The organism is Clostridium drakei, assembly GCF_000633595.2.
GTDB lineage: Bacteria > Bacillota > Clostridia > Clostridiales > Clostridiaceae > Clostridium_AM > Clostridium_AM drakei.
The window spans coordinates 20,785-47,082 of record NZ_JIBU02000013.1 but is presented as its reverse complement, the minus strand read 5'-3'; the positions used below and the strand labels follow the sequence as shown (position 1 = coordinate 47,082).

At 27.7% G+C, this 26,298-nt stretch carries 33 protein-coding genes; 32 read left to right on the top strand and 1 reads right to left on the bottom strand.

What is annotated here, in order from left to right; genetic code table 11:
* Positions 1-9 precede the first annotated feature (9 nt).
* The 17 genes from EG57_RS0207490 (at position 10) to EG57_RS0207410 (ending at position 13,211) form a co-directional block, all read left to right on the top strand.
* On the top strand, positions 10-720 hold the full coding sequence (locus tag EG57_RS0207490; RefSeq protein ID WP_032076624.1) for a DUF881 domain-containing protein: 711 nt from the start codon (positions 10-12) through the stop codon (positions 718-720).
* Positions 721-762: 42 nt separating this feature from the next.
* Positions 763-1,104, top strand: coding sequence for a small basic family protein (locus tag EG57_RS0207485; RefSeq protein ID WP_029161024.1), 342 nt, complete (start codon positions 763-765; stop codon positions 1,102-1,104).
* A 10-nt stretch (positions 1,105-1,114) separates the two neighbouring features.
* Positions 1,115-1,843, top strand: a complete 729-nt coding sequence (locus EG57_RS0207480) for a DUF881 domain-containing protein (RefSeq protein ID WP_032076623.1) — start codon at positions 1,115-1,117, stop codon at positions 1,841-1,843.
* Between the two features lie 184 nt (positions 1,844-2,027).
* Complete coding sequence (locus EG57_RS0207475) at positions 2,028-2,690, top strand: YggS family pyridoxal phosphate-dependent enzyme (protein WP_032076622.1); 663 nt, start codon at positions 2,028-2,030, stop codon at positions 2,688-2,690.
* 14 nt (positions 2,691-2,704) lie between these two features.
* Positions 2,705-3,172 (top strand): cell division protein SepF, encoded by a 468-nt coding sequence (locus tag EG57_RS0207470; RefSeq protein WP_032076621.1) that lies wholly within the window; start codon positions 2,705-2,707, stop codon positions 3,170-3,172.
* Between the two features lie 15 nt (positions 3,173-3,187).
* The gene (locus tag EG57_RS0207465) at positions 3,188-3,457 is read left to right on the top strand and encodes a YggT family protein (protein WP_029161020.1); all 270 of its coding nucleotides are present in this window, start codon (positions 3,188-3,190) and stop codon (positions 3,455-3,457) included.
* A 2-nt stretch (positions 3,458-3,459) separates the two neighbouring features.
* Entirely contained in the window at positions 3,460-4,230 is a 771-nt protein-coding gene (locus EG57_RS0207460) for a YlmH family RNA-binding protein (protein ID WP_032076620.1), read from the top strand.
* Positions 4,231-4,250: 20 nt separating this feature from the next.
* The gene (locus EG57_RS0207455) at positions 4,251-4,907 is read left to right on the top strand and encodes a DivIVA domain-containing protein (RefSeq protein WP_032076619.1); all 657 of its coding nucleotides are present in this window, start codon (positions 4,251-4,253) and stop codon (positions 4,905-4,907) included.
* Positions 4,908-5,016: 109 nt separating this feature from the next.
* Positions 5,017-6,093 carry a 3-dehydroquinate synthase gene (locus EG57_RS0207450; protein WP_032076618.1) on the top strand — a complete coding sequence of 359 codons (1,077 nt, stop codon included), beginning with the start codon at positions 5,017-5,019 and terminating at the stop codon, positions 6,091-6,093.
* 11 nt (positions 6,094-6,104) lie between these two features.
* Complete coding sequence (locus tag EG57_RS0207445) at positions 6,105-6,797, top strand: 5'-methylthioadenosine/adenosylhomocysteine nucleosidase (RefSeq protein WP_032076617.1); 693 nt, start codon at positions 6,105-6,107, stop codon at positions 6,795-6,797.
* A gap of 109 nt (positions 6,798-6,906) precedes the next feature.
* Entirely contained in the window at positions 6,907-7,512 is a 606-nt protein-coding gene (locus EG57_RS0207440) for a TraR/DksA C4-type zinc finger protein (protein ID WP_029161015.1), read from the top strand.
* A 69-nt stretch (positions 7,513-7,581) separates the two neighbouring features.
* On the top strand, positions 7,582-8,028 hold the full coding sequence (gene lspA, locus EG57_RS0207435) for a signal peptidase II (RefSeq protein WP_032076616.1): 447 nt from the start codon (positions 7,582-7,584) through the stop codon (positions 8,026-8,028).
* Between the two features lie 2 nt (positions 8,029-8,030).
* On the top strand, positions 8,031-8,948 hold the full coding sequence (locus EG57_RS0207430; protein ID WP_032076615.1) for an RluA family pseudouridine synthase: 918 nt from the start codon (positions 8,031-8,033) through the stop codon (positions 8,946-8,948).
* 157 nt (positions 8,949-9,105) lie between these two features.
* Entirely contained in the window at positions 9,106-9,639 is a 534-nt protein-coding gene (pyrR, locus tag EG57_RS0207425; protein WP_029161012.1) for a bifunctional pyr operon transcriptional regulator/uracil phosphoribosyltransferase PyrR, read from the top strand.
* A 59-nt stretch (positions 9,640-9,698) separates the two neighbouring features.
* Positions 9,699-11,036, top strand: coding sequence for a uracil permease (gene uraA / locus EG57_RS0207420; protein ID WP_032076614.1), 1,338 nt, complete (start codon positions 9,699-9,701; stop codon positions 11,034-11,036).
* A gap of 65 nt (positions 11,037-11,101) precedes the next feature.
* Positions 11,102-11,962 carry an N-acetylmuramoyl-L-alanine amidase family protein gene (locus EG57_RS0207415; RefSeq protein ID WP_032076613.1) on the top strand — a complete coding sequence of 287 codons (861 nt, stop codon included), beginning with the start codon at positions 11,102-11,104 and terminating at the stop codon, positions 11,960-11,962.
* Positions 11,963-12,059: 97 nt separating this feature from the next.
* Positions 12,060-13,211 (top strand): THUMP domain-containing class I SAM-dependent RNA methyltransferase, encoded by a 1,152-nt coding sequence (locus EG57_RS0207410; protein ID WP_032076612.1) that lies wholly within the window; start codon positions 12,060-12,062, stop codon positions 13,209-13,211.
* Between the two features lie 42 nt (positions 13,212-13,253).
* On the opposite strand, the gene EG57_RS0207405 is transcribed toward EG57_RS0207410, so the two are convergent.
* Positions 13,254-14,990 carry an Rqc2 family fibronectin-binding protein gene (locus tag EG57_RS0207405; protein WP_032076611.1) on the bottom strand — a complete coding sequence of 579 codons (1,737 nt, stop codon included), beginning with the start codon at positions 14,988-14,990 and terminating at the stop codon, positions 13,254-13,256.
* Positions 14,991-15,273: 283 nt separating this feature from the next.
* Between EG57_RS0207405 and dapF the strand changes: the two genes are divergently transcribed.
* The 15 genes from dapF to EG57_RS0207330 all read left to right on the top strand — a co-directional run bounded on the left by dapF (position 15,274) and on the right by EG57_RS0207330 (position 26,242).
* Positions 15,274-16,095, top strand: coding sequence for a diaminopimelate epimerase (gene dapF / locus EG57_RS0207400; RefSeq protein WP_032076610.1), 822 nt, complete (start codon positions 15,274-15,276; stop codon positions 16,093-16,095).
* On the top strand, positions 16,096-17,175 hold the full coding sequence (locus EG57_RS0207395) for a hypothetical protein (RefSeq protein ID WP_032076609.1): 1,080 nt from the start codon (positions 16,096-16,098) through the stop codon (positions 17,173-17,175). It abuts the gene before it with no gap.
* A gap of 106 nt (positions 17,176-17,281) precedes the next feature.
* A complete protein-coding gene (locus EG57_RS0207390) occupies positions 17,282-18,787 on the top strand; it encodes a GspE/PulE family protein (protein ID WP_032076608.1) in 1,506 nt (501 codons plus the stop codon).
* A gap of 108 nt (positions 18,788-18,895) precedes the next feature.
* Positions 18,896-20,005 carry a type II secretion system F family protein gene (locus tag EG57_RS0207385; protein WP_032076607.1) on the top strand — a complete coding sequence of 370 codons (1,110 nt, stop codon included), beginning with the start codon at positions 18,896-18,898 and terminating at the stop codon, positions 20,003-20,005.
* 27 nt (positions 20,006-20,032) lie between these two features.
* Positions 20,033-20,425 carry a prepilin-type N-terminal cleavage/methylation domain-containing protein gene (locus tag EG57_RS0207380; RefSeq protein ID WP_032076606.1) on the top strand — a complete coding sequence of 131 codons (393 nt, stop codon included), beginning with the start codon at positions 20,033-20,035 and terminating at the stop codon, positions 20,423-20,425.
* 57 nt (positions 20,426-20,482) lie between these two features.
* Positions 20,483-20,953 (top strand): pilus assembly FimT family protein, encoded by a 471-nt coding sequence (locus tag EG57_RS0207375; protein WP_032076605.1) that lies wholly within the window; start codon positions 20,483-20,485, stop codon positions 20,951-20,953.
* A complete protein-coding gene (locus EG57_RS0207370; RefSeq protein ID WP_032076604.1) occupies positions 20,913-21,359 on the top strand; it encodes a prepilin-type N-terminal cleavage/methylation domain-containing protein in 447 nt (148 codons plus the stop codon). Before EG57_RS0207375 ends, EG57_RS0207370 begins: the two co-directional genes overlap by 41 nt.
* Positions 21,328-21,828, top strand: a complete 501-nt coding sequence (locus EG57_RS0207365) for a type II secretion system protein (protein ID WP_032076603.1) — start codon at positions 21,328-21,330, stop codon at positions 21,826-21,828. The genes EG57_RS0207370 and EG57_RS0207365 overlap by 32 nt, the downstream gene beginning before the upstream one ends.
* Complete coding sequence (locus tag EG57_RS0207360; RefSeq protein WP_032076602.1) at positions 21,783-22,208, top strand: hypothetical protein; 426 nt, start codon at positions 21,783-21,785, stop codon at positions 22,206-22,208. The genes EG57_RS0207365 and EG57_RS0207360 overlap by 46 nt, the downstream gene beginning before the upstream one ends.
* A gap of 36 nt (positions 22,209-22,244) precedes the next feature.
* Positions 22,245-23,003, top strand: coding sequence for a hypothetical protein (locus tag EG57_RS0207355; protein WP_032076601.1), 759 nt, complete (start codon positions 22,245-22,247; stop codon positions 23,001-23,003).
* Positions 23,004-23,486 carry a hypothetical protein gene (locus EG57_RS0207350; RefSeq protein ID WP_032076600.1) on the top strand — a complete coding sequence of 161 codons (483 nt, stop codon included), beginning with the start codon at positions 23,004-23,006 and terminating at the stop codon, positions 23,484-23,486.
* An 18-nt stretch (positions 23,487-23,504) separates the two neighbouring features.
* A complete protein-coding gene (locus EG57_RS0207345) occupies positions 23,505-23,918 on the top strand; it encodes a hypothetical protein (RefSeq protein ID WP_032076599.1) in 414 nt (137 codons plus the stop codon).
* Positions 23,919-24,130: 212 nt separating this feature from the next.
* A complete protein-coding gene (locus EG57_RS0207340) occupies positions 24,131-25,207 on the top strand; it encodes a M24 family metallopeptidase (protein ID WP_032076598.1) in 1,077 nt (358 codons plus the stop codon).
* A gap of 66 nt (positions 25,208-25,273) precedes the next feature.
* Positions 25,274-25,831 (top strand): elongation factor P, encoded by a 558-nt coding sequence (efp, locus tag EG57_RS0207335; protein WP_029160994.1) that lies wholly within the window; start codon positions 25,274-25,276, stop codon positions 25,829-25,831.
* Positions 25,832-25,870: 39 nt separating this feature from the next.
* Complete coding sequence (locus EG57_RS0207330; protein ID WP_032076597.1) at positions 25,871-26,242, top strand: CD1247 N-terminal domain-containing protein; 372 nt, start codon at positions 25,871-25,873, stop codon at positions 26,240-26,242.
* Positions 26,243-26,298 lie beyond the last annotated feature (56 nt).

The following is a 26,298-nucleotide window of genomic DNA, read 5'->3' as shown; positions in this document are numbered from 1 at the left end:
TATAAAAAAATGCGTAAGGTTAACGCTCAAATAAGTGTTGCTGTAGTACTAGGTATTTTAGGGTTTATGCTTGCATACCAGCTTAAGACTATCGTAAGGCAAGATAAAACATTGAACCTAACTAATAAAAATGGTACAGATGTTACTGTTGAAATTGAGCAATATAAAAAACAAAAACAAGAACTTGAGGGTAAAGTTAATGATCTTCAAAATCAAATTAAAAATTATGAAAATGCAGCAGCAGGAAAAAGTGATACAACAAAAAATCTTTTAAAAGAGTTAGAAGATACTAGAGTACTTACTGGATCTATAGATGTACATGGACCTGGCATAACTGTTTATCTTACACCTGATGCTAGATTTTTGGGAAATAATATGGGAGATCATATAACGGATAAACATTTGGTGTATTTAGTAAATGAGTTAAAATTTGCAGGTGCAGAAGCTATATCTATAAATGATATAAGAATACTTTCAAGGACAGGAATTAGAACTGCAGGAAGCTATATTTTGATAAATGATGAAAAAATATCTCCATCTAGCAGAATTGTTATACAAGCAATAGGAGATAAAAATTTATTATATGGAGATATGAGTTTTCCAGAAGTTTTTGCTGATTTCAAAGGTTTGTGTGATGTGAAATTTGAAAAATCAGATGATATTAAAATTAAAAAGAATAATAAAACTTACAAATTTGAATATGCAAAACCAGTACAATAATAAATAAGTTAAATATATAATAGTTTTGGAGGGTGGTATAAAGTGATTGGTTTTATTGGACTTATAATTGGAATAATTGTTGGTATTGTATGGAAAGTAAATATTCCAGAACAATTTTCTCCGTATATGTCTGTAGCAATATTAGCTTGTTTAGATTCCGTATTTGGTGCAATAAAAGGAAGCTTATCAAAAAAATTTCAACCAGATATATTTATTTCAGGTTTTTTTGGAAATGCAGTATTGGCAGCTGGACTTGCATACTTAGGGGATAAGATGGGAGTACCTATATATCTTGCAGCAATAATAGTATTTGGAGGAAGAATTTTTGATAACTTTGCTACTATAAGAAGATTATTAATAGAGAAGGCAAGAAATCATCAATGAGGTGAGATAAATGAAAAACAATGAAGCTAGCACTTTTGTTTTTATAGCCTCAATAATTATAGGTATATTAATATCTATGAATATTAGCTTCACAAGAACTACAGATAGAGTTTTTTTAAGTGCAAAGCAATATCAAGATTCTTATAATTATAAAAACAAGCTTTATAGTGATATAGCGGCACTTATACAACAATATCAAAAATATAATTCTAAGCTTGTAGAGTATAAAAGTAATGAAAAAAATGAAGAACAAGTTGCTAATGGAATAGTTGAAGAATTAAATGAAAATAATATTATTTTAGGAAAAGTTGCTCTAGAAGGACAAGGAATAAAAATAATGTTAAATGATGCAAATGATAAAGATATAGAAAATTCTTTAGCATTTGAAAAGGCATTAAGATTAGTTCATGATATGGATATTATGCAAGTAATAAATGACATTAAAAATTCAGGAGCAGAAGCTATAAGTATAAACGGTCAAAGAGTAGTTGATAAGACTGAAATATACTGCAGTGGTGCTTTTTTAAGAATTAATGGTGTTAAAATGATGGCTCCATTTACAATTTATGCTATAGGTAACAAAGAAGTTATGTATAATTATATGCTGTCAAATGAAAACTATTTAAAAAGTTTAATAACAAGAAAAGTAAGAGTAGATGTACAGCAATGTGATAACTTAACTGTCCCAGCCTATACTGGAGAACAAAAAAAATCACTAATAAGTAGTAAAAATGAATAATGTTATTTAGCGAAATTTAGATTTTAATGACATATTATAATTAATTAAAATTTTATTTAAATTTTGTGGATTTATTGAAGGATTTTTAAATTTTATGAAGAATATACTTATGAAGAATGTATTTTATACCATTTTAATTGTATAAAATTGCAACATCAATTGGACAGTAAAGGAGACGATGAAATTGTCAATTGAAGAAAATGTAAGGATTATAAAGGATGCTATAGAAAAAGATGTTACTTTAATAGCAGTTTCAAAGACCAAAACTGTTGAAGAAATAAACAAAGTATACGATATAGGAATTAGGGACTTTGGAGAAAATAAAGTTCAAGAACTTATAGATAAATATGATAAACTTCCTAAAGATATAAAATGGCATTTAATAGGTCATCTTCAGAGAAATAAAGTGAAATACATAGTAGGAAAAGTTCACCTTATTCAATCTTTAGATAGTATAAGACTTTTACAGGAGATAGAGAAGCATTATTCTGCAAATAACGAAATGGCTAATACTCTGATTCAAATAAATATAGGCAGAGAAGAAAGCAAAACAGGTATTTTGTTAGAGAAATTAGATGAGCTGTTACAACAGTGTGAAAACTGTAATAATGTAAAGGTTAAAGGACTTATGGCTATTATACCACAGGGTACAGAAGAAAGTTGTAGATGTCATTTTAAGAAAATGAAAGACATTTTTGAAGACCTAAAGAAGAAAAGCTTTAAAAATATACAAATGGATATTTTATCTATGGGTATGAGTGGTGACTACTCAATGGCCTTACAAGAAGGGTCAAATATGATAAGAGTTGGTCAAGGAATATTTGGAAAGAGAAATTATAATAATTGAGGAGGGTAAATTAAATGTCAGGTAAAGTTATAAGTAAGGTTATGGGTTTTTTAGGCCTAGAGGATGATTTAGAAGAGGAAATAGAAGAAACAGAAGAGAGAAGACAGGCAAAGGCAGTAAATGATACAACAGCTTCAGTAGAGCCAATTATATCAAATTCAAAAAGACAAAATAAGGTGGTAAGTATACATACTACTATTGCTGCTAAGGTGAAAATAGTGAAACCAACTACTTATGAAGAAGCAGCAGATATTTGCGATGAATTAAAGAATAGAAAAATTATAGTTATAAATACTACAGGCTTAGAACAAAGAATAGCTCAAAGACTTTTAGATTTCATGGGTGGAGCAAGTTATGCTTTAGGAGGAGATTTAGAAGAAGTAGAAAGAGGAGTTTACTTACTGTCACCAGCAACAGTAGAGGTTAGCAATGATTTTAAAAGTGAACTATCAAATAAAGGAATTTTTGGCTGGAATAAGTAGTGTTCGGAGGATAAAATGATAAGTGGTACTTTAGTAATGGCGCTAGATTTATTATTTAGATTTCTTGAAGGTGCTATATTATTGGATGTAATTCTTTCATGGGTTATGCCAGGAAGAAGTAATGGTTTCTTAGACTTACTTCATGTATTTACAGATCCGTTTATGATTCCAGGAAGAAAAATTCAAGAAAAGCTTATGCCTGGTTTTATGATAGATTTTTCACCTATACTTGCATTAGTAATACTAGATATAATAAGAAAAATTGTGTTTACTGTATTGTTATAGTTGTGAATAAAAAAGATTTCTTAAATAAGGTAAGCTTTTTAGAAAATAATATAGCTTCAAATATCTATGATAAGATTATTTTAGCCAAAAAAATTAATAAAGTAATCTGTACAGGAGAATTTTATACTCCTAAAACTTGGAAAACCATAGAAAGTTTAAGTGAGGAACTTGGTATAAACATTTACTCTTATGGTATTTTTGAAGATGCAGAAAGAAAAGTTATAGCTTTTTCCAATGATCATGTATATTGTTATCCTGTCACCCTTATTAGAGTTAATGGAAAGTCAAAATTTAATAATCTTAGGCACAAAGATTATTTAGGGTCTTTAATGGCATTAGGTGTTAAGAGAGAAAAATTTGGAGACTTAATACTTAGCAATGATGGATGTTATGTTGCCGTGCAGGAAGAAATAGTTGATTACATAAAAATGAACCTGGTTAGTATAGGTAAAACTCATTGCACAATTGATGTTTTAGATATATATAGTTCAGAAATTCCTAAATATGACTTTCAGAAAATTATTGTGAATGTTTCTTCTCTTAGAATTGATTGTGTAGTAAGTACTTTGTGTAATATATCAAGAAGTAAAGCTGAAGAATTAGTAAAGCAAGGGAAAGTTTTAGTAGACTATTCAGAGGATTTTAGGAAGAATAAAATTTTGAACAGTGATACAATAATAACTGTAAGAGGGTATGGAAAATTTAAAATTGTAGAAGAAGTTGGATGGACGAATAGTGGAAAAATAAAAATCCTTGTAAAAAAATTTATTTGATTTGAGGTGAGCAGTTCGCAATGAAGATAACTTCAATGGATATAACAGAAAAAGAATTTAGAAAAGTTTTAAGAGGGTATAGTGTAGAAGAAGTAGATGAATTTTTAGATAAAATAGCTGAAGAATATGAAGTTCTTTACAAAGAAAATTCAAATTACAAAGAAAAACTCTCAGGCATACAAGAAAAAATAGAGCATTATAATAAAATGGAGAATACAATACAAAATACTTTGCTTTTAGCACAGAATGCATCTGAACAGGCTAGAGAAAATGCTAAAAAAGAAAGTGAATTAATATTAAAAAATGCTAATGATGCAGCTCAGAAGATAATCGATAAGGCTCACAGTGATGTGATTCAAATTACTGATGAGTTTGAAAGAATGAAGCAGGAATTTTGTAAATTTAGAACTAAGTTTAGAAGTTTTATGGGATCTCAATTAGAAATGTTTGATGATATGGAAAAGGAATTTATTAAAAATTATAATATAGGCTACGAAAGTAGTGAAAATGTAAATGAAACTATAAAAAATCGAGAAATCAGAGAAAAAGAAATAGAAATTATACCAGAGAAAAATTCAAACAGTTCTGGTTCTAAATATGAAGATCCAAAATCAGATTCAGAGTTTTATAATAATGAAAATGAGTTAGAAGAAATTAAAAATTTTTTTGTAAAATAAAAAAGCCACTCAGTAAGAGTGCTTTTTTTTATGCTATTTAAATAGAAATATTGAGTATATGGTATAATATAAATGTGATTTAAGCTTTATAATAAAGGTGGTGAAATGAATGAAGGAGGTAATTGTTGAAACAATAGACAAAAAGTATAGTGTTTACATAGATAATAATATTAATAAGTTTCATACCTTATTTGAAAAAAACAAAATTAAGATAAATGAAAAAATATTTATTGTTACAGATAGTTTAATATATGAATTGTATAAAGATATAATAGAGCATATTAAGTCAGAAAACAATTGTAAAATTTTTTGTATTCCTCAAGGTGAAAAGGAAAAAAATATTTATACTGTACAAAACTTATATGATTTCCTTTTAAAAAACAATGCCAATAAGAATAGTACTATTATAGCCTTTGGAGGAGGAATTATTGGAAATTTAGCTGGTTTTGCTGCATTAACATATATGGGAGGAATAAAAATTGTAAATGTACCAACAACTCTATTATCTCAGATTGATAGTTGTATAGATGGGAAAGTAGGATTTGATTATAAAAATGTTAAAGATTTAATAGGAAATTTTTATAGTCCCGTATTTGTATATGTATGTACTAGATTTTTAAAAACATTAAGTGATAAACAATTTAAAGATGGTTTAAGTGAAGTTGTTAAATATGGAGTAATTGGTGATTTAGAATTATTAAATTTTATAAATTTGAACTATAAATATATACTAGAAAGAGAAAATGATAAATTAGATCATATAGTAAAAGAATGTATAAGAATAAAATCAGAAATTTTAGTTGGAGAGTATAGAAGTAAAAGGTTAACAAATATATTGAGTTTTGGTCGTACAATAGCATATGGAATAGAAATGTCATCTAAGTTTACGGTATCATATGGAGAAGCAGTAGGTCTTGGAATGCTTGTTTGTATAAAGTTATCTCAAAATAAATTTAATATATCTTCAGATATATATAGTAAAGTAGAAAGTATATTAAAAAAGCTTAAGATGCCTACAAAGTATAAAGTTGACAATTATTCTTCATTTATGTATGCTATTAACCATGATAATAAAAATAATGATAAATTAAAATTTGTGCTTTTAGAGAATAATGAAGGGTACAAAACAAAGGTTGAGGTCAGTCAGAAAGAAATTGATATGGCCTTAAAAGAAAGTATAAACTAGGGGGTAAAAATATGGTAATAGGAATAATCGGAGCTATGGATGAAGAACTAGAAATTTTGTTAAAGGAAATGAAATTAGATAGAAAAGAAATAAAAGCCAATATGCTTTTTAATTCAGGAAAAATTTACAATCAACAAGTAGTTGTTGTTAGAAGTGGTATTGGTAAAGTAAATGCAGCTATATGCACTCAAATATTGATAGATGATTTTCAAGTTGATAAGGTAATAAATGTTGGTATAGCAGGAGGCATTGGAAAAGATGTATATCCAGGTGATATAGTTATAGCTAATAATCTTGTTCAACATGATATGGATGCTTCAGCTTTTGGAGATCCAGTAGGTCAAATTCCAAGATTGGATAGCTTTGATTTTAAATGTGATATAAATCTTGTATACAAAGCTAAAGCAGCTTGCAAAGATATTGAAAAGAGCAATAGCTTTATTGGAAGAATAGTAACAGGAGATCAATTTATTTCTGATACACAGAAGATAAAGTGGTTGAATGAAAAATTTGAGGCACTAGCTTGTGAAATGGAAGGCGGAAGTATTGCACAGGTATGCTATTTAAATAATATACCTTTTGTAGTTATAAGATCCATATCTGACAATGCTAATAATGGAGCTCATATGGATTATGAAAAGTTTGCACCAATAGCTATAAAAAACTCAACAGATATTTTGAAGAGCATGCTTATGAATATATAACTTAATTTGATTCCATAATTATTCCATAACTGCAGAATAAATAAAATATTTTTAGTAAAAATAAAAATAGGTTGTTTTTACTCTACAATAAGAAAGGAGTTCTGGGGTTATGAATAATGAGAGATTGGAACATTTTAGAAAAAAATTAGAATCAGAAAAAAAGAGAGTATATAGTTTATTAAAGCAAATGGAGGAAAATGAAACTATTAATTCTAATGCTGAACTATCTACAGAGTTGTCTTTTTATGATAATCATCCTTCAGATATTGCTACTGAAATTTTTGATAAGGAAAGAGGAATAGCCTTTAAAGGTAATGAGTTATCTATTATAAAAAAGATAGAGAATTCACTTTCAAACATAGATAAAGGTACCTATGGGAAATGCAGTATATGTGGTAAGGATATAAAAGAAGAAAGATTAGAATTTATTCCTTATACAGATCATTGTGTAGAATGTCAAAAATGGATTAGTAATTCTTATTCAGAGGAGAAAAAAAATACGCCTATAGAAAAACAAGAACCTGGTTATCCTTTTGGATATGGATATAACGACCGCAGAGATGAAGTAGGCTTTGATGCAGAAGATAGTTATCAAGCTGTAGGAAGATTTAACAGAATAAAAAATGTAATAGATGTATATAGTGATGAAGATGAGGATTATGTGGAACCAATAGAAAGAATAAGCAATGAACAGTATAAGAATCAATTACCATAGTAATTGAAATGTAAAAGTTAACAAGAAATTTCTTGTTAACTTTTCCTAAGCTTTAAAAGGGGGATGTAAATGGAATTAATAATAATAATTTTGGGATTGATATTGGACAGAATTACAAAGTTATGGGCTCTTAAAGAGTTATCAAATACCTCCGGAATAGTTGTTATAAAAGACTTTTTTGTACTTTTTTATTTAGAAAATAGAGGAGCTGCCTTTGGTATTTTGCAGGATAAGGTAGTTTTTTTAAGTTTAGTTACATTTTTTGTTATGGCAGGTATAATTTATTATATTATAAAATATAGACCAGCTTCAAAATTATTGAGAATAAGTTTGGCGCTTATAATAAGTGGAGCTATAGGAAATTTAATCGATAGAACCTATTATAAGTATGTAGTAGATTTTTTAACTTTACATTATAAAGATGTATATTATTTTCCTACCTTTAATGTGGCTGATGTTTTAGTAGTAACAGGAACCTTTTTATTAGCAATTTATTTAATAAAGGAAGATAAGTAAGTATGGAAACTAGAGAATTTATTATAGATGAAAATTCAGTGAATGCTAGGTTGGATTTATTCTTATCAGAAAGAATGGAAGATAAATCTAGATCTTACATACAAGGACTTATAGAGAAGTCACAGGTAAAAGTAAATGGAATTTTAAAAAAGAGCAATTACAAGTTGAAGATAAAAGATAAAGTACTTATTACTATACCTGATCCCGTTGGATTGGATATAGAACCTGAGGATATACCATTAGATATAGTTTATGAAGATAGTGATGTGATTGTGGTGAATAAGCCACAGGGTATGGTGGTTCATCCAGCTTCAGGAGTTTATACTGGTACATTAGTTAATGCTCTTTTAAATCATTGCAGTGATCTATCTGGAATAAATGGAGTAACAAGACCTGGGATAGTGCATAGAATAGATAAAGATACTTCAGGTATATTAGTAGTTGCTAAAAATGATAAATCTCATAACAAGTTAGCAGAGCAACTTAAGGATCATTCTATGACTAGAGCCTATACAGCATTAGTTGAAGGTATTTTAAAAGAAGATGATGGTATCATAGATAAACCATTAGGAAGGCATCCTGTAGAAAGAATAAAGATATCTGTGATTAAGGATGGTAAAAAAGCAGTAACTCACTATAAGGTATTGGAGAGATTTAAAAATAATACTCTTGTAGAATGTGTATTGGAAACTGGAAGAACACATCAGATAAGAGTGCACATGGCTTATATAGGACACCCCTTAGTTGGAGATCCTGTTTATGGTTATAAAAAACAAAGATTTAACTTGAATGGACAAATGCTTCATGCTAAAAAGTTAGGTTTTATACATCCTAGCACTAATGAATACATTGAATTTATGTCTGATATACCAGATTACTTCAAAAAAGTGCTAAATGTTTTAAGAAATGAATTGAAATAAAAAAGGTATTATGTTATCATAATTAAGATGTATAAAAAAATTAATAGTGTACCTTTAAGAAGATCCTGTGAGGTCATAAGGCAAAAGCTGTATGTGTATAATTATGCTCATGATCTTCGTCATGAGTTTTTTTATTATGTAAATAGGGGGGATTTTTGTGAAAACTAAAGCAGTTGTTTTAGATGATAAAGGCATAAAAAGAACTTTAACTAGAATATCTCATGAAATAATAGAAAAAAACAAAGGAGTAGAGAATATTATTTTTGTAGGTATTAAAAGAAGAGGATATCCTATAGCTCAAAGAATCTCAAAAATAATTGAGGAGATTGAAGGAGTAAAAATTCCTGTAGAAACTGTTGATATTACTCTTTATAGAGATGATTTAAGTAAGTTGTATGATCAACCTAAATTAAAAGATACGGATTTAATTGATGTAGAAGGTAAGAAAGTAATATTAGTAGATGATGTAATATATACAGGAAGAACAGTCAGAGCGGCTATTGATGCTGTTATACATGCTGGAAGGCCTGAATTGATACAACTTGCTGTATTAATAGATAGAGGACATAGAGAACTTCCAATAAGATCTGACTATGTGGGGAAAAATATACCTACTTCTAGAAACGAGGTAGTATCAGTTCAGATTTCTGAAATAGATGGAGCTGATATTGTAAAGATTGATGAATTATAAAAATTAAATAAATTATATTTTTAAACTAGTCCAGTGAGGCTAAAAAAAGGAGAGTTTAAATGAAAAATATTGTAGATGTAGAAGAAAAATTGCCTATAGGAGTTACTATTCCATTGAGTTTTCAACACCTTTTTGCTATGGTTGGAGCTACCATACTTGTTCCTATTCTTACAGGAATGAGTCCATCTATTGCTCTTTTCTGCAGTGGGGTAGGTACACTTCTTTATATAGTTTGTACTAAAGCTAAGCTTCCAGCATATATAGGTTCATCCTTTGCGTTTATAGCACCTATGATGGTAGCTTCTAAAAACTATGGCCCCGAAGCTATGCTTTCAGGTGTTTTAGCGGCAGGAATGGTCTATATTATAGTATCAATTATAATTAAGTTTTGTGGAGTTAACTGGCTTAATAAAGCGTTGCCGCCAGTAGTTGTAGGATCTATAGTTATAGTAATAGGTTTAGGATTAGCATCAACTGCTATAAATTGGGCAGGCTTAAACTCGGCTTATACAGATGCATCATTACAAAGTGTACCAAGATGGGCATGGATCACAGTATCTATGATCACATTAGGTGTAGGGATAATTGGAAGTATGTATTTTAAAGGATTCTTAGGAGTAATACCAGTGCTTGTAGCTATAGTAGTAGGATATATAGCAGCATTATGTTTAGGAATCATACCTCATAAAGCTGTAGAGGCAATAGCTAGTGCTAAGGTATTTAGAATGCCTCCTTTTATGACACCTAAGTTTAATTTAAATGCCATGATGCTTATGGCTCCTGTATCATTTGTAACTTTAGCAGAACATATAGGGCATGTATATGTTACTAATAATGTAGTTGGAAGAGATTTTACTAAAGAACCAGGTCTTCATAGATCAATTTTAGGTGATGGTGTAGCTACTATATTTGCAGGACTTGTTGGAGGACCTCCAAACACAACTTATGGAGAAAATATAGGAGTTATGGCTATAACAAGAGTATATAGTGTTTGGGTAATTGGGGGAGCTGCAATAATAGCAATAATGCTTTCTTTTATAGGACCTGTAGCTGCTATAATTGAAAATATGCCACTTCCAGTTATTGGTGGCGTAAGTATATTACTCTTTGGGATAATAGCTTCATCAGGATTTAGAGTATTTGTTGAAGATAAAATTGATTTTGGCAAAAAGAAAAACCTATTGCTAGCATCAGTTATTATAGTAATAGGAATAGGTGGAGCTGCTGTTAAATTTAAATTTAATGGAGCAGATGTAGAAATAGCAGGTGTAGCATTAGCTACTTTAGTAGGAATTGTATTAAACTTAATATTGCCTGAGGTAAGTGCGACTGAAAAGGTTGAAGTACAAGATGATTTGAAAACTGATTTAGAATCTAAGTCAAGTAAAGCTGTATAATATATACCAGGTACTGTATTAATTTACAGTTACCTGGTATGATTTTTTTAGGAGATGATAACATAATGAAAAAAAATGTAGGCTTTGTAGTTGGATTGCTATTAGTTGTAGGAGTTTCAATAGCCGGATTTTTTGTATATAAATCTCATGTTGCAGTTAAAAGTAAAAGTGCAACTGCACCAGTAGAAAATAAAGTAAGTACTAAGCAAGATAAATCAAATGACAATAATAGTACAACTGCAAGTAATAGCGCTGAAAAAACTAAAACTGCTTCAGTTGTAAATAATTCTTCAGAGTTAAAGAAAAAGATAATAGTAATAGATCCTGGTCATGCTGATAGATCAAATTTAGAAAAGGAGCCTTTAGCACCTGGTTCTTCAGAAATGAAAATAAAGGATGGTGGAGGGGCTGAAGGTGTAGTTACTAAAACTCCAGAATATAGTGTGAATATGAGTGTATCAATGAAACTAAAAGCTTTACTAGAATCAGAAGGATATATAGTAAAAATGACTAAAACAAAAATTTCTGAGAGTTTAGGTAATGTGGAAAGAGCAGAAATAGGAAATAAGGAAAATGCAGATTTAGTTATAAGAATACATGCTGATTCAAGTGATAGCAGTAAAGTTAGTGGAGCATCAATGCTGGTTCCTGAACCTATAAATGAAGATACTAGAAATATAAGTGAAAAAAGTATGTATTATGGAAAGACAATTTTAAATGCTTTAGTAAGTGAAGTTGGTATGAATGATAGAGGCGTTGTACAAAGAAATGATATGACAGGATTTAACTGGTCAAAGGTGCCTGTAGTTTTAGTAGAAATGGGATTTTTATCTAATGCTCAAGAAGATAAATTATTGTGCTCAGATGAATATCAAAATAAACTAGCACAAGGATTATGTCATGGAATTAAACTAGCAATTAAATAATCCTTTAAAAAATTACTAATTATGAGTATAATTATGTTTGACATGAATTTAGTTTTACAAGATAGGTGATAAATTTAATTATACTTGGAGGAACAATATGAATTATACACTAATTGCTACAGCAACTTTTGGATTAGAAGCTATAGTAGCAAATGAATTAAAAGAACTTGGATATTATGATTTAAAAGTTGAGAATGGAAAAGTAACTTTTGAAGGTGATGAGCGTGATATAGTAACTTGCAATATGTGGCTTAGAACTGCAGATAGAGTATTAATAAAAATGTCAGAATTCAAAGCTCAAAGCTTCGAAGAGTTATTTCAAGGTACCTTAGCAGTAGATTGGGGAAAACTTATGCCAAAGGATGCTTTTATGCACGTAGTTGGTAAGTCTGTGAAATCTGCACTATTTAGTGTTCCAGATTGTCAATCTATAGTTAAAAAAGCAGTAATAGAAGCTATGAAAAGAGAATATAACACGGAATGGTTTAGTGAAGATGGTACCGAATATAAAATAGAAGTTGGAATTCTTAAAGATATAGTTACATTGACAGTAGATACATCTGGTGCTGGACTTCATAAAAGAGGCTACAGAGCGCTTGCAGGTGGAGCACCTATGAAGGAAACATTAGCAGCAGCTTTAGTGCTTTTAAGTAAGTGGGAACCTTCTAGGATGCTTGCAGATCCTATGTGTGGATCAGGTACTATAGCAATTGAAGCTGCTCTTATAGGCAAAAATATAGCACCTGGATTAAATAGAAGTTTTGTTTCTGAAAATTGGGACATAATTCCTAAAAATATATGGGAAGAAAATAGAAAGTTTGCTCGAAATGCTATAAACAAGAGTGAAGTTAAAATATTAGCTTCAGATATAGATGGTAGTGTAATTAGAATAGCTAGACAAAATGCTGAGAAAGCTGGAGTGGCAGATTGCATAGCTTTTCAAAAAATTCCAGTACAGGAGTTTAGCTCAAAAAAAAGGTATGGATTTATAATATGTAATCCTCCATATGGAGAAAGATTAGGAAATGAAAAACAAATAGAACAACTTTATAAGCAAATGGGTGAAGTTTTTCAAAATTTAAACGATTGGTCTTACTTTGTAATAACTTCTCATCCAGAATTTGAAACACACTTTGGATTAAAAGCTAATAAAAATAGAAAGCTTTATAATGGAAGAATAAAATGTTATTACTATCAGTATTTTGGAGCAAAACCAGAAAATGATAAAAAATTTAATGCAACGAAATAAGTAAAATGCGAAGCAAAGCTTCGCATTTTTTATCTTATGGACTTATTGTAGTTGCTGTATAGATGGTTTTTCAGGATCTATAAAAATAGTTTTATTAGTATAGTAGATTACCATTCCTGGCTTTGAACCATTAGGTTTATGCACATTTTTAACTTCAGTGTAATCCACAGCTACTTTTGTAGAATCTTTAGATTTACTATAGAAAGCAGCTAACTTAGCAGCTTCTTCTAAAGTTTTATCGGGTATATTTCCAAAGTTTTTTATTATTACATGTGAACCAGGAATATTTTTAGTATGCATCCACATGTCTCTTTTGTCTGCAAATTTTAATGTTAGGTAATCATTTTGAAAATTATTTTTTCCTACATATATTTCAATGCCATCACTAGATACAAACTTCATAGGCTTTAAAGGCTTCACTTTTTTGTTACTGTGATTTTTCTTAAATTTGAGGTATCCAGTTTCCATTAGTTCCCTTTTAATTTCTTCTATACTTTCATAATCTTCTGAGTTCTTTATATTAGTTAATACAGATTGTAAATAATCTACATCTTTTTTTGTGAGTTCCAATTGTATTTTAGAAGCTTCTTCAGTTTTTTTGAGTTTGTTATATTTTTTAAAATATTTCTGAATATTTTGAGAAGGAGTTTTATTAACATCTAGCTTAATGTCTACATAATCCATATTTTCATCGTAATAGTTTTGAAGTTTTGCAACTTTATCTCCTTTTTTAAGACTATAGATATTAGCTGTTAAAATTTCTCCGTATATTTTATATGTATCCTTGTTTTGGCATTCATTAAGGGAATTTTCTAGTATATTTATTTTTTTATAGCATCTTTCTAAATTTACATTTATGAGCTTTTGCAAATCAGAACTTTTGCTGTTTAGTCTATCATGTTTATCTTTTGAAAAATAAAATTCTTCTAAAAGTGTTGAAGGAGAAGAATAATTTTTTTGTGTATATTCTTTAAGCGAGTATAAATTTTCACAGTAGAAATCCTTCACTACTCCATTTAATGAATAAGATGCAAAATAGTAATTGTCTTGTTTTATACTATGAAAAACTCTTTTAGTTAAATCATATATACTAGATAAATTTGCTTCAGAAAACTCTCTATTTTCATTAACAAATTCGTAAAAAATCTCACTAGAAAATTGAGAACTAACTCCTGTAAATACTTTAGAAAAAAAGCTTTTTTCATATTTTACATTATTTTTTTCTATAAAATCTTTAAATTCATCTATAGTATAATTAAAAGGATTTAGTTTTGTAGAATTAGGAGGCAGTACATATTTAATGCCAGGATATAAAAATCTTACAGTGTTTATTTCTGGTGTAATATGTTTTATACTGTCCATAATAAATTGATCTCTGTCACGAACTAATGTTATGTTACTGTGTCTTCCCATAATTTCTATAACCAAAGTATAAATACTGTTAAATCCTAATTCATCACTGCTTTCAAAGTCTAGAAAGATTATCCTATCTGTATCTAATTGTCTTATGTTTATTAATCTTCCAGTATTTATATGCTTTCTCAAAACCATGCAGAATAATGGAGGCTGCATAGGATTAGTTTTGGATAATTGGGTAAGATGGATTTTAGGATAAACAGAACTAGCGCTTATTAATAGTTTGTAAGTTTTTCTTTGATTTTTTATAGATAAAATTATTTCATCTTTTTCAGGTTGATTTACCTTTTCTACTCTACCATTTAATAAATATTTTTTTAATTCATCTATTACACTATGTATAAAAATACCATCTAAGGCCATATGTTATCATCCTCTCTACAAATTAAAGTAGTTAATTATATATATACTCACATATATCTATAGTATTATATCATTTTGAAATTTTAAAATAAAGGTTTGTATAATAAACAAACTATGAAAATTCAATGCTTTGCAAATGATACAAAATGTTAATAAAACAAGTTTTTAATATATTATTGCTAAATTTACTTTCTAGTAGTAAACTTATTTTGAAGTTTATTCATTTATTAAGAATATATTAAAATCACAAGTCATTTTATTATAAGAAAGGTGGATAATTATAGTGAAGTTTACGAAAATGCAAGGAACAGGAAATGATTTTATAGTAATAGATGATAGAAAAAATAGTTTTTTAGGTAAAGAAGGAGAATTAGCTAAAAAACTTTGTGATAGAAAATTTGCTATAGGTGCAGATGGAATATTATTAGTGAGAAACAGTGATATTGCACAAATAAAAATGATTATAATGAATGCAGATGGTTCTTATGCTTCTATGTGTGGAAATGGTATAAGATGTTTTGCTAAATATGTGTGGGATGAAAAAATAGTAAAGGGAGAATCTATAACTATAGAAACAGGTGATGGTGTAAAAGAAGCTATTTTACATTTAGAAAATGGTAGTATAAAGGAAGTAACTATTAATATGGGTATACCTTCCTTTGAAGTGGAAAAAATACCTGCAAGGTTTAATGAAGAAGTTGTAAATAAGAGAATAAAAGTAGAAAAGAAAGAGTATAATATAACAAGCATGCTTATGGGAGTTCCTCATACAATTATATTTGGAAAACTTGAAGATTATAATATAGAGGAAGGAAAGGCTATAGAAAAATCTGAATTCTTTCCAGATGGTACAAATGTTAATTTTTGTGAAGTAGTAAGTAGCAATAAAGTTAAAGTAAAAACCTGGGAAAGAGGAGCAGGTCCTACTTTAGCTTGTGGTACAGGAAGCTGTGCTTCTGTTATAGCTGCCAACAGATTAACACTTACTAGTGAAAGTGTAGAAGTTCAAGTACCAGGTGGAAAGCTCTTCATAGAGATAAAGAAAAATGGAATTTTTATGACGGGTCCTGCAGTAGTTTCTTTTAAAGGGGAATATGAATTGTAAATGAAATCTTTTTTAAAATCTGTAATTTTAATTATTACATTTTTAACAAGCTTAACTTTTGTTTCATGTGGCATAAAGAAAGAGCAAAAGGTGGAAGAAAATAATGTACCCAACTATTCAGAAGTTACTGTATTGGAAAATAATAATGGTAACTTTAATGCTTTCAAAATAGATGATAAAGCTCTGGCGAATGTTGGCAGTACTACAGGTAATGTTATCGATATGGCTTATGCTGTTAAAAATTCAGTTTATGTACACTCTATAAGTATGCCAAATGGTGAAAATTCTAATAAAAATATTATAGATATAAATTCATTAGGAAAAAAACTTCAATTGAAAGATTTTTATTCCGCATTGGATTTAAAACTAAACAGTAATGGAAATAAATTGGCTTTTAGAACTTTTAAAAGCAATTCATTAAGTAGTGCAGAGGGAATGAAAGTATATGATATAAAAAATAATAAATATTTAAAATTAAAATCAAAAGTTTTGGTATCAGGTAAACTTTATGAATGGATAGATGAAAATAAAATAGTCTATTATGGAAGTATAGAAGGGGAAAAAAATTCACAGAAGATATATATTTATGATTTTAGTAAGGATAAAGAGGAAGTCTATTTAGATGGTATAAATGGAAATTGTGTATATTTTACTCCTATGAAAAATGGTACTTTAATTTTAAACAGCAAGGGAGACGGTGAACAGTTATATTATTATGACATAAAAACTAAAGTTGCTAAAAGTATAGCTGTTAACTTAACAGAAATATATAAAACTATTACAAATTATAACAATGAAGAAGTCTTTATTTTAGGAACTGAAGGCGGTCAAACAAATGCATTATATGTGTTTTCTTATAAAAATTTAACTCTAAAAAGACTTACTTATGATTTTCCTAAAAATTTGGATGTGTCATCAGGATTAGCAATAGATAATAATGATAATGTATATTTTTGTGGTATAGAAAGTTTAGAACAAAACATCAAAAAAGATGTTTATATGTATAATGAAAAAGAGAACTCTGTAAATTTAATATCTACAGAGCAAGGTAATTATAGTGTTTATAGTAGTGTAAAATAAGAAGCATATGATTTAATCATATGCCTTATTTGTGTTTAAAAACAACTCAATTGGTTATAATTTCAAATAATAATATGATAAATGGAGGCTTAAAAATAATTTAATTATGAGTAGTGAAAAGTTAGAGTATATTGATTTAGAAAGTATAAACATTGAAGATGAAATGGTAAAGAAAATACCAGAAAATATTGCTAGAGAAAATTGTTTAATAGCGATTAAAGAGCAGAATCAATGTTTATATATTGTAATTAATGAAAATCCAGACCTTTTATTGAAGGATGAGTTGAAGTTTATAAGCAATAGGGAAGTAAAATTTTTTCGCGGAGATAAGAATAAAATAGTAGATGCAATAAATGCTTATTATTGTAAGTGCAGTGTAGAGAAGGCTATAAAAATTATTAAAACAGAAAAAAAAATTTACAATGCAAAAAATGGATATGAATTTACAAATGATGAAAGTTTACAAGAAGCACCAGTAGTTAAAATTATTAATTCTATAATAAATATGGCTATATCTGAAAAAGCTAGTGACATACATTTAGAACCATTTCAAAGGGATGTTTTAGTAAGATTCAGAATAGATGGTATTATAAGTAGTTTTACAAGAATACCTAAGGATATATATCCACTTGTGTGTACAAGATTTAAAATAATGGCTTCTATGGATATTTCAGAAAAAAGGATACCTCAAGATGGCAAAATTAAGTATGTGTATGAAAATAAAAATTATGATTTTAGAATTTCTACTCTTCCTACTATATTAGGAGAAAAAATAGTAATAAGAATATTGTATAAATCTGAGGATATAAAAGTATTAGATTCTTTAGGATTTTTAAAAAATGATGTTGAAGCTATAAAAAACATGCTAAAAAATTCTCACGGAATAATTCTAATAACTGGACCAACTGGAAGTGGAAAATCCACTACATTATATTCTATGCTTGATACTTTAAATAAAAATGAAAAAAATATTACAAGTATAGAAGACCCTGTAGAGTGTATTATGGATAATATAAATCAAGTTAAAGTAAATAATAAAGTAGGACTTAGCTTTGCACAAGGACTTAAAAGTATACTTAGGCAGGATCCAGATGTGATAATGGTTGGAGAAATAAGAGATGAGGAAACTGCACATATAGCTATAAGAGCAGCAATAACGGGGCATTTAGTTTTGAGTACTTTACATACGAATAGTGCTGTTGAATCCATACTTAGACTTTTAGAAATGGGAATACCTTCATATTTTATAGAAGATGCTTTAATTGGAGTTATATCGCAAAGATTAGTAAGAAAGATTTGTCCATACTGTGGAAAGTCTTATTATGCATCAGAAGCTGAAAAAAAGTATTTGAATTTAAATTCTGATGACAAATTATATCATGGAATAGGTTGTTATAAGTGTAGAGGTACTGGATATAAAGATAGAACGGTAGTCTATGAAATAGTAAACTTTAAAGTATTAAAAGATATTAATGTTGTTAATAAGAAATATATTGAACATATTGATAAGTATAACTTAAATAAATATATAACGTCAATAAAAGACAATTGTATAGAGCTTATAAAAAATGGAATAACAACCTATGATGAGCTTATAAGAAAAAATCTTTAAAAGGCAAAGGGGGAGAATAGTATATTTATTAGTTATAGAGCTATAAACATAGATGGAAATAAAATTAAAGGAAAATATAAAACTGAAAGTGTAGAAGATTTAAGCAATATGCTTAGAGAAAAAGGGTACTTCTTATTGAAGTATAGAATTAATAAAAAGCTATTAAACAAATTGTTTATTCAAAGAGTAAATTTACAAGATATAAGTATCTTATGCAATAATTTAGGCCAAATGATAGAATCAGGACTTTCAATATCAGAAATTTTTAATATAGTATGTACCCAAAATAGAAAATCAGTAATAACCGAAAGTATGCATCAAGTACAGAAAAGTATTGAAAGAGGAGAAGCACTATATGAAAGTATAAAAAAATTTTCTCATATATATCCTTTATTTATGATAGAAATGATTAAAGTTGGTGAAGAATCAGGAAAATTGGAAATAGTATTTAAATATTTATCAGAATATTATGATAAAAGGTATAAAATATTTAATAAAATAAAATCTGCAATATCATATCCAATAATGGTTTTAATTACATCTATAGTAGTAATCATATTCTTAATGATGAAAATAGTCCCAGAATTTATGTTTATTCTTTCTAACTCAGGAGGAAGTATTCCAATCTTAACATCTACAATTTTATGGATTTTTGTTTTTTTAAAGGATAAATTTTTTATTATAAATTTAATATTAATTACAACTATTTTTATTTTATATAAATTTAGTAGAACTCATAAAGGAAAAGAGTACTTTGATAGTTTGAAGATAAGGTTACCTGTTATAGGTAGTATTTATAGCAAATTTTTACTTCATCAGTTCAGTAAATCTTTGGCCATACTTATTTCTTCTGGTATTCCAATAATAAAATCATTAAATATATGTTTAAGTACAGTACAAAATAAAGTTTTAGAAAATAAGATAATTAATTCTATAGAGGACATAAAAAAAGGGGAGAGTATTTATTTTTCTTTCAAAAAACAAGGTATAGGAGATTCAACTTTTCTAAATTTAATAGATGTTGGGGAGGAATGCGGTGATATAGAATCTATTTTATTCAAAATATCAAATATTTTTGAATGTGCAGTTGAAGATAACTTGAAGAAAATAGTAAATTTTATAGAACCTGTAACAATATTGGTTTTAGCTGTCTTTATAGGAATGTTTGTAGTAGGAGCTCTTCTTCCAATATTCAATATTATGGATTCAATAAATTAAAATAGAAAGATTTTGGAGGGATAAAATATGAAGAATTTTCACAAATGTAAGGGCTTTACATTGATAGAACTTATGTTGGTTATAACAATAATTTTAATATTAATGGGTTTTTTAGTACCTAAGGTTTCAGCATATCAGGAAAAGGCTAGAAATGCTAAGGCTGTAAATACTGCAAAACAAATAGAAACTGCAGCCATGGCTAGTTATGGTAATAATGATAGTAAGTTTGATGGAACTGATGTAACAACTACTGTACAACAGCTTACTTCAGCAAAAAATATTAGTGTTAGTAATGCAAGTGATCAAAGCGTTAATATTGCTTATATAAGTGATGATAAGAATTATTCTGTAGAAATAAATGCAAGTGACAGTACATATATAGTGAAATATGGTGATAAACAAATATTCCCTAAAAATTAGTTGGAAGTTGTAAATTTAAATTATTAAGAATAAAAATGAATAAAGGTTTATAAAATTATGACTAAAAATAAATTAAAATCAAAAGGATTTACATTAATAGAATTAATGCTGGTTCTTACAATAATTTCGATATTATTAAGTTACAGCTTTATAAATTTAACAGGTCTAAATACATTGCAAAATGATATTGAAGGTGAGACCTTTGGAAATGTAATGGTTAATTTTATCAATAATTCAAGAGAATATTGTAGAGATAATGATATTAGAGGATATATATATTTGGATGAAGATAGAAGTGAATTAACTTTAAATTGCGGATTGGAAGAGATTCATAAAATGAAATTACCTGATAAATTTATTTTAGCTATAGGGAAAAAAGGCAGAAAAATGGAAATAAATAGTGCAGGTAAGATCACAGATCCTTGTACTATTAGGTTTAAAGATAGGAGGAATAATCACCGCATAACTGTGAGTGTAGGAACTACTTATGTCGATTTTAAAGAAGAAAAAAGGATTTACTCTCATTGAAGTATTATGTGCTATTACCTTATTTTCAACTTTGTTTATTACATGTTTAAGAACAGAATTAGACGCTTTAAATTTAGAAAAGTACAACAAAAGTATGAAGAAATATTTGGTAGGTATGGAGTACATAAAAAATAACATGATTTATAATTTTACTTATAATGATTTACAAAATTTAAAAGATCAAGGAAAATATTATTGCTCAATAAATACAGAGGAATTGGATAATTTTAAAGGAGAAAACTTGAGAAGATTGTTTACAAAAGGTAAACCAGAAAAAAAGCCTTATATTGTAATGAATATAGATGGGGATAAGGTTTATAAAGTTAATTTAAAATTGTATGTTAAAATTCTTAACAAAGAAAGGATTATGCAGTGTGAATTCTATAAGGGAAAATATAAAAAATAAAATATGCATAAAAAAAGGATTTACACTAATAGAGCTTATGCTAGTGGTTTCAATAATAGGCATCATAACATCTGTTCAAGCAATTGTTATGTGTAAATATATGAAAGTTTATAGACAGGAAATAAACTCTAGTAGAGAATCTTTTTATATAAATGAGGCTTTTAACTTAATTTATCAGGAAATAAATAATGAAGGATATGTAAAAACAGAAAACAATAATGTAATTGTAATAAGAAGATATGATGGAAGAGGATTTAATTATATAAGGACAAACAGGGATTCTGACATAATAATAAGTTATTATTCAAAGTATTATTCTACAACAAATAATATATTAAAGAATATTAAAGATTTTAAAGTTGAAAAAGATAGGCAGGTACTATATGTATCTATAGAAACTAGGAAGGGTAATGTGTATAAAAGATGTTTTCCATTAAAAATAGAAGAAGATCAAAAGGGTTCATTATAATATATGTAATGTTTATAGTTAGTTTTTGTATTTTTATAGCTTTAAGTTGTTTTAAATTAGAAGTTCTAAAAAGACAAAACAATTTGAATATGGAAAAGAGTGTATTAAAAGTTGATCCTACTCAAAAAATTAAAGAATATATGCTTACTGAATTAGATGAATTATTATATAAGGATGTTACAACTCTAACAAATGATGAAGTAAAGAATTATTTAAGTTCTAAGACGGGTTCTATAGTTCAATATGATAACTCTTATATTAAATATGATACAAATAATTATTTAGTACTTATGTACAATGTGAATAATAAATTTTGTAAAGAAGAGCATTATCAATATAAAGTTGAGAATAACTTTATTTTTTATAGATGCATAGATTAAAATATTTTTTAAAAAAGGAGCTGAATTGAAAAAATTATGAAAAGTGGTATATTGCAAATTAATGAAAAAGGATTAATATATAATGATATTATGAGTAAAAGTCTTATTGGTAAAATAAAAGAAGGTACTTGGAAAGAAGACTTGGGTATTAAAGGTAAAAGTATAGATGATATTAAAATTGATTTTCACAGCAGAAATATTTTTATTATAGTACAGGGAGAGCAAATATACGTAAAGCTTATACAAATACCAAAGGTAAGCAAGAGAAAGCTTAATTCTATCATTAAAACAGAACTTAGGTATCATTTTAAAAGTATAGATATAGATAACATAATGTTTACATATGATGTATTTAAAGATAATGGTAAGAGCTTGGAGATAATTGTATTTTGCTTAAATTGGGATAAAGATAATATTATAGAAAAATGTGTAGAAAAAGGTGCTAACGTAAAAGGTGTATATCCTATACAATTTTGTATTTTAAATAATTATAAAAAAATAATTAAGGAACATGAATATATTCTTGCTTTTTTGTATGATAATAAACTTTATCTTTTAGCATGCATAGATGGAAAAATATTTGCTAATAGTGTGGTTCAAGATGTTCATATAGACAATTTTGAACAAATTATGGATAAGTTCAAAGAAAAGTGTAGAATAACGGGTGTGATTGGAAACTTAAAAAATATATTTTTGTTAAATTTACCATATCAAGACATAGTAAAAACACTTTATAAAAAATATAATTGTAATGATCTTGGAACTATATGTAAAGATAAGCTGGAGGTAATATAAGTGAATTGCGGACGCTTTTTACCTAATTGGTATTTGGAAAAAATAAAAATAAAGAAATTAAAAATTTTAAAGATATTTACTATTATATTTTTTATTTTAGATTTAATACTGATAGATATGATAATGATAAATAGAAATAAGGTAAATACTATAAGTAATGAAACTAATGAAAAAATTGTTTCATTAAAAGCAAATGTTGATAAAAAAGCTAAATTACATAGTAGTAATACTGAAACTTTAAATACATTTTTGAAATTTGAAGAAGATATTTATAAAAATATTGATTTTAAAAGTTTGAATATAGAAAAAAGAAATATAGACATCAAATTTAATATAAATCCAGTAGATTTTTCAGTATTTATAAAAAAGATTGAAGATACAAATAAGTTTAATATAACATATATTAATGATCTACACAAAAATGATAGTCTATCAAACAAGAATGATGATAATTCATCAGAAATAAGGTTACAGCTAAAATAATGGGAAAGGATTTGGAGTATGAATAAGGAAGAAAAATATAAAGTTATATTAACTATGTGCTTTATCTTTTTTGTAACATTATTAGTTAAAAATTATTTTTTAATTAATAAAAGAATTGAATGTAATACAAAGTTAAGTAACCTAGAGCAATTAGGAAAAAATAAACAGCTAACTTATAATAGAATTCAATACAGCGATGTTATAAAGTTCTTGCAGGATCAACAGGATGTAAGAATAACTGAAATTGATAATAAAAAAGATGATAAGGTATCAACAGTTAAAGTAGAAAGTAATTGGGATGTTGAAAAAACAAAAGATATATTGAAAAAAATACAAAATAAAAATGGATTTATTGATATAAGTAATTTGATTATAGAAAAAGATACTGAAAACAAAATAAATGCTGAAATAAATATGAAATTTTCAAAGTAGAATTAAATCCAATAATGTATAAGAAGCAAATATAAACATTTAATAGTATTTGCAAATAATCACAAGTTTTGATAAAATAACATTGTCCACAAGGCTTATTATATTGAAGGAATTTAAATGATATATGATAAGAAAACAAGTGAATAATTTTGTAAAAATTAGGTAAATTAGTAATATATTATAATTTGCTTGAATTGTAGAGGGGAATTAATATGTTTAAAAAGAGAATAGGGGAACTTAGAAAATTAATGGCTGAAAAAGGTATGGATGCTGTTCTTTTGGTTGGAGATTGTAATAGGAATTATTTAAGTGGTTTTACAGGAAATGAAAGTTTTTCAGTAATAACTAATGATAAAACATTTTTTATTACTGATTCACGATTTACAGAACAAGCAAGGCAGCAAGTTAAAGATTATGAAGTGCTTCAGTATAATAAAGGTACTTCTTTTCAAGACTTTTTAGGTGAATTAGTTAAAAATAATACTATTAAAAAGCTTGGCTTTGAAGAGGATATAATTTCAGTTGCTACTTATAATATATATAAGTCTAAAGTTCAATGTGAATTGGTTCCTATGGGGGGAATGGTTGAAAAAATAAGACTTGTAAAGGATGAATCAGAATTGCAATTAATAAGAAAAGCAGCGGAAATTGCGGATAAAGCTTTTGATCATATGCTTAAATTTATAAAAGCAGGAATGACAGAAAGAGAGATAGGTCTTGAACTTGAATTTTATATGAAAAAGTTAGGAGCTACAGATTTATCATTTCCTTCAATTGTAGCATCTGGTGTTAGATCAAGTTTACCTCATGGAGAAGCTACAGAAAAGGTAGTTAACAAAGGTGAATTTTTGACTCTTGACTATGGATGTGTTTATAAAGGGTATTGTTCTGATATGACAAGAACTATAGTTATTGGAGAACCTTCGGAAAAAATGATAGAAGTGTATAATATAGTATTGGAAGCACAGGAAAGAGCTTTGAAAGCTTATAAACCTGGAGTATCTGCTACTGAAGTGGATGGAGTTGCAAGAGGATACATAACTGAAAAGGGTTATGGAGATTATTTTGGACACAGCCTTGGACATGGAGTCGGAAGACAAATTCACGAGTCACCTATAGTTGGATATAGAAATACTCAAAAATTAGAATCAGGAATGGTAGTTACAGATGAACCAGGAATATATATATCAGGATTTGGTGGCGTCAGAATAGAAGATTTACTTGTAATTACTGAAAATGGATCAGAGGTATTGTCAAAGTCAACAAAGAAGCTTATATGCATAGATTAACCGTATATAATTACCTGAAAGGGTTATAATATAAAAATGATTAATAAATTTTGGAGGGATACATAAATGATATCAGCAGGAGATTTAAGAAAAGGAACTACTTTTGAACAAGATGGACAAGTGTATACTGTAATAGACTTCCTTCATGTAAAACCAGGAAAAGGAGCTGCTTTTGTTAGAACAAAACTTAGAAATGTTATAACAGGAGGAGTTACTGATACAACTTTCAACCCAACAGCAAAACTTCAAGAAGCTGTAATAGAAAGAAAAGAAATGCAGTATTTATATTCTGATGGAGAATTATATTACTTCATGGATCAGGAAACTTTTGAGCAAATTCCTTTAAATTTTGAAAAAGTTGAAGAAGCTATTAAATTCTTAAAGGAAAATATGTTTGCTATAATCAAATTTTATAAAGGAGAAGCTTTTTCAGTAGAAGCTCCAAACTTTGTTGAATTACAAATAACACAGACAGATCCTGGTGTTAAAGGTAATACTGCTACTAATGTGTTAAAACCTGCTACTGTTGAAACAGGTGCGGTAGTTCATGTGCCTATATTTGTAAACGAAGGCGAAATGATAAGAATAGATACTAGAACTGGAGAATACATGGAAAGAGTTTAAGGAATACTAATGGCAAAATAAATTTAAGGATGTGGTATGGTGAGTGATATTATATCAAAGGTAGCTTATCTTAATGGACTAGTAGATGGACTGGAAATTGATACCACTACTAAGGAAGGAAAAGTGCTAACTGAGATAATCAATGTGTTGAAAGTTATAGCTGAAGAGGTTGATGAAATATCTGAATCACAAAAAGATATGGAAGATTATATAAATGCTATAGATGAAGATCTATCTAGTTTACAGGATGACATATATGATGATGACTATGAGTTATGTGAAGATGAAGGAGATAATTTCATTCAGTTGAAATGTTCTAACTGCGGCGATGACGTTTATGTTGATAAAGATATAGTAAAACAAAAAGAAAAAATAACATGTCCTAATTGCCATAATTTAATTACAACATAAAGAATTCTTAAATATATAATGAATAAAATTAGGAAAAAGACCATATGAATGTATTA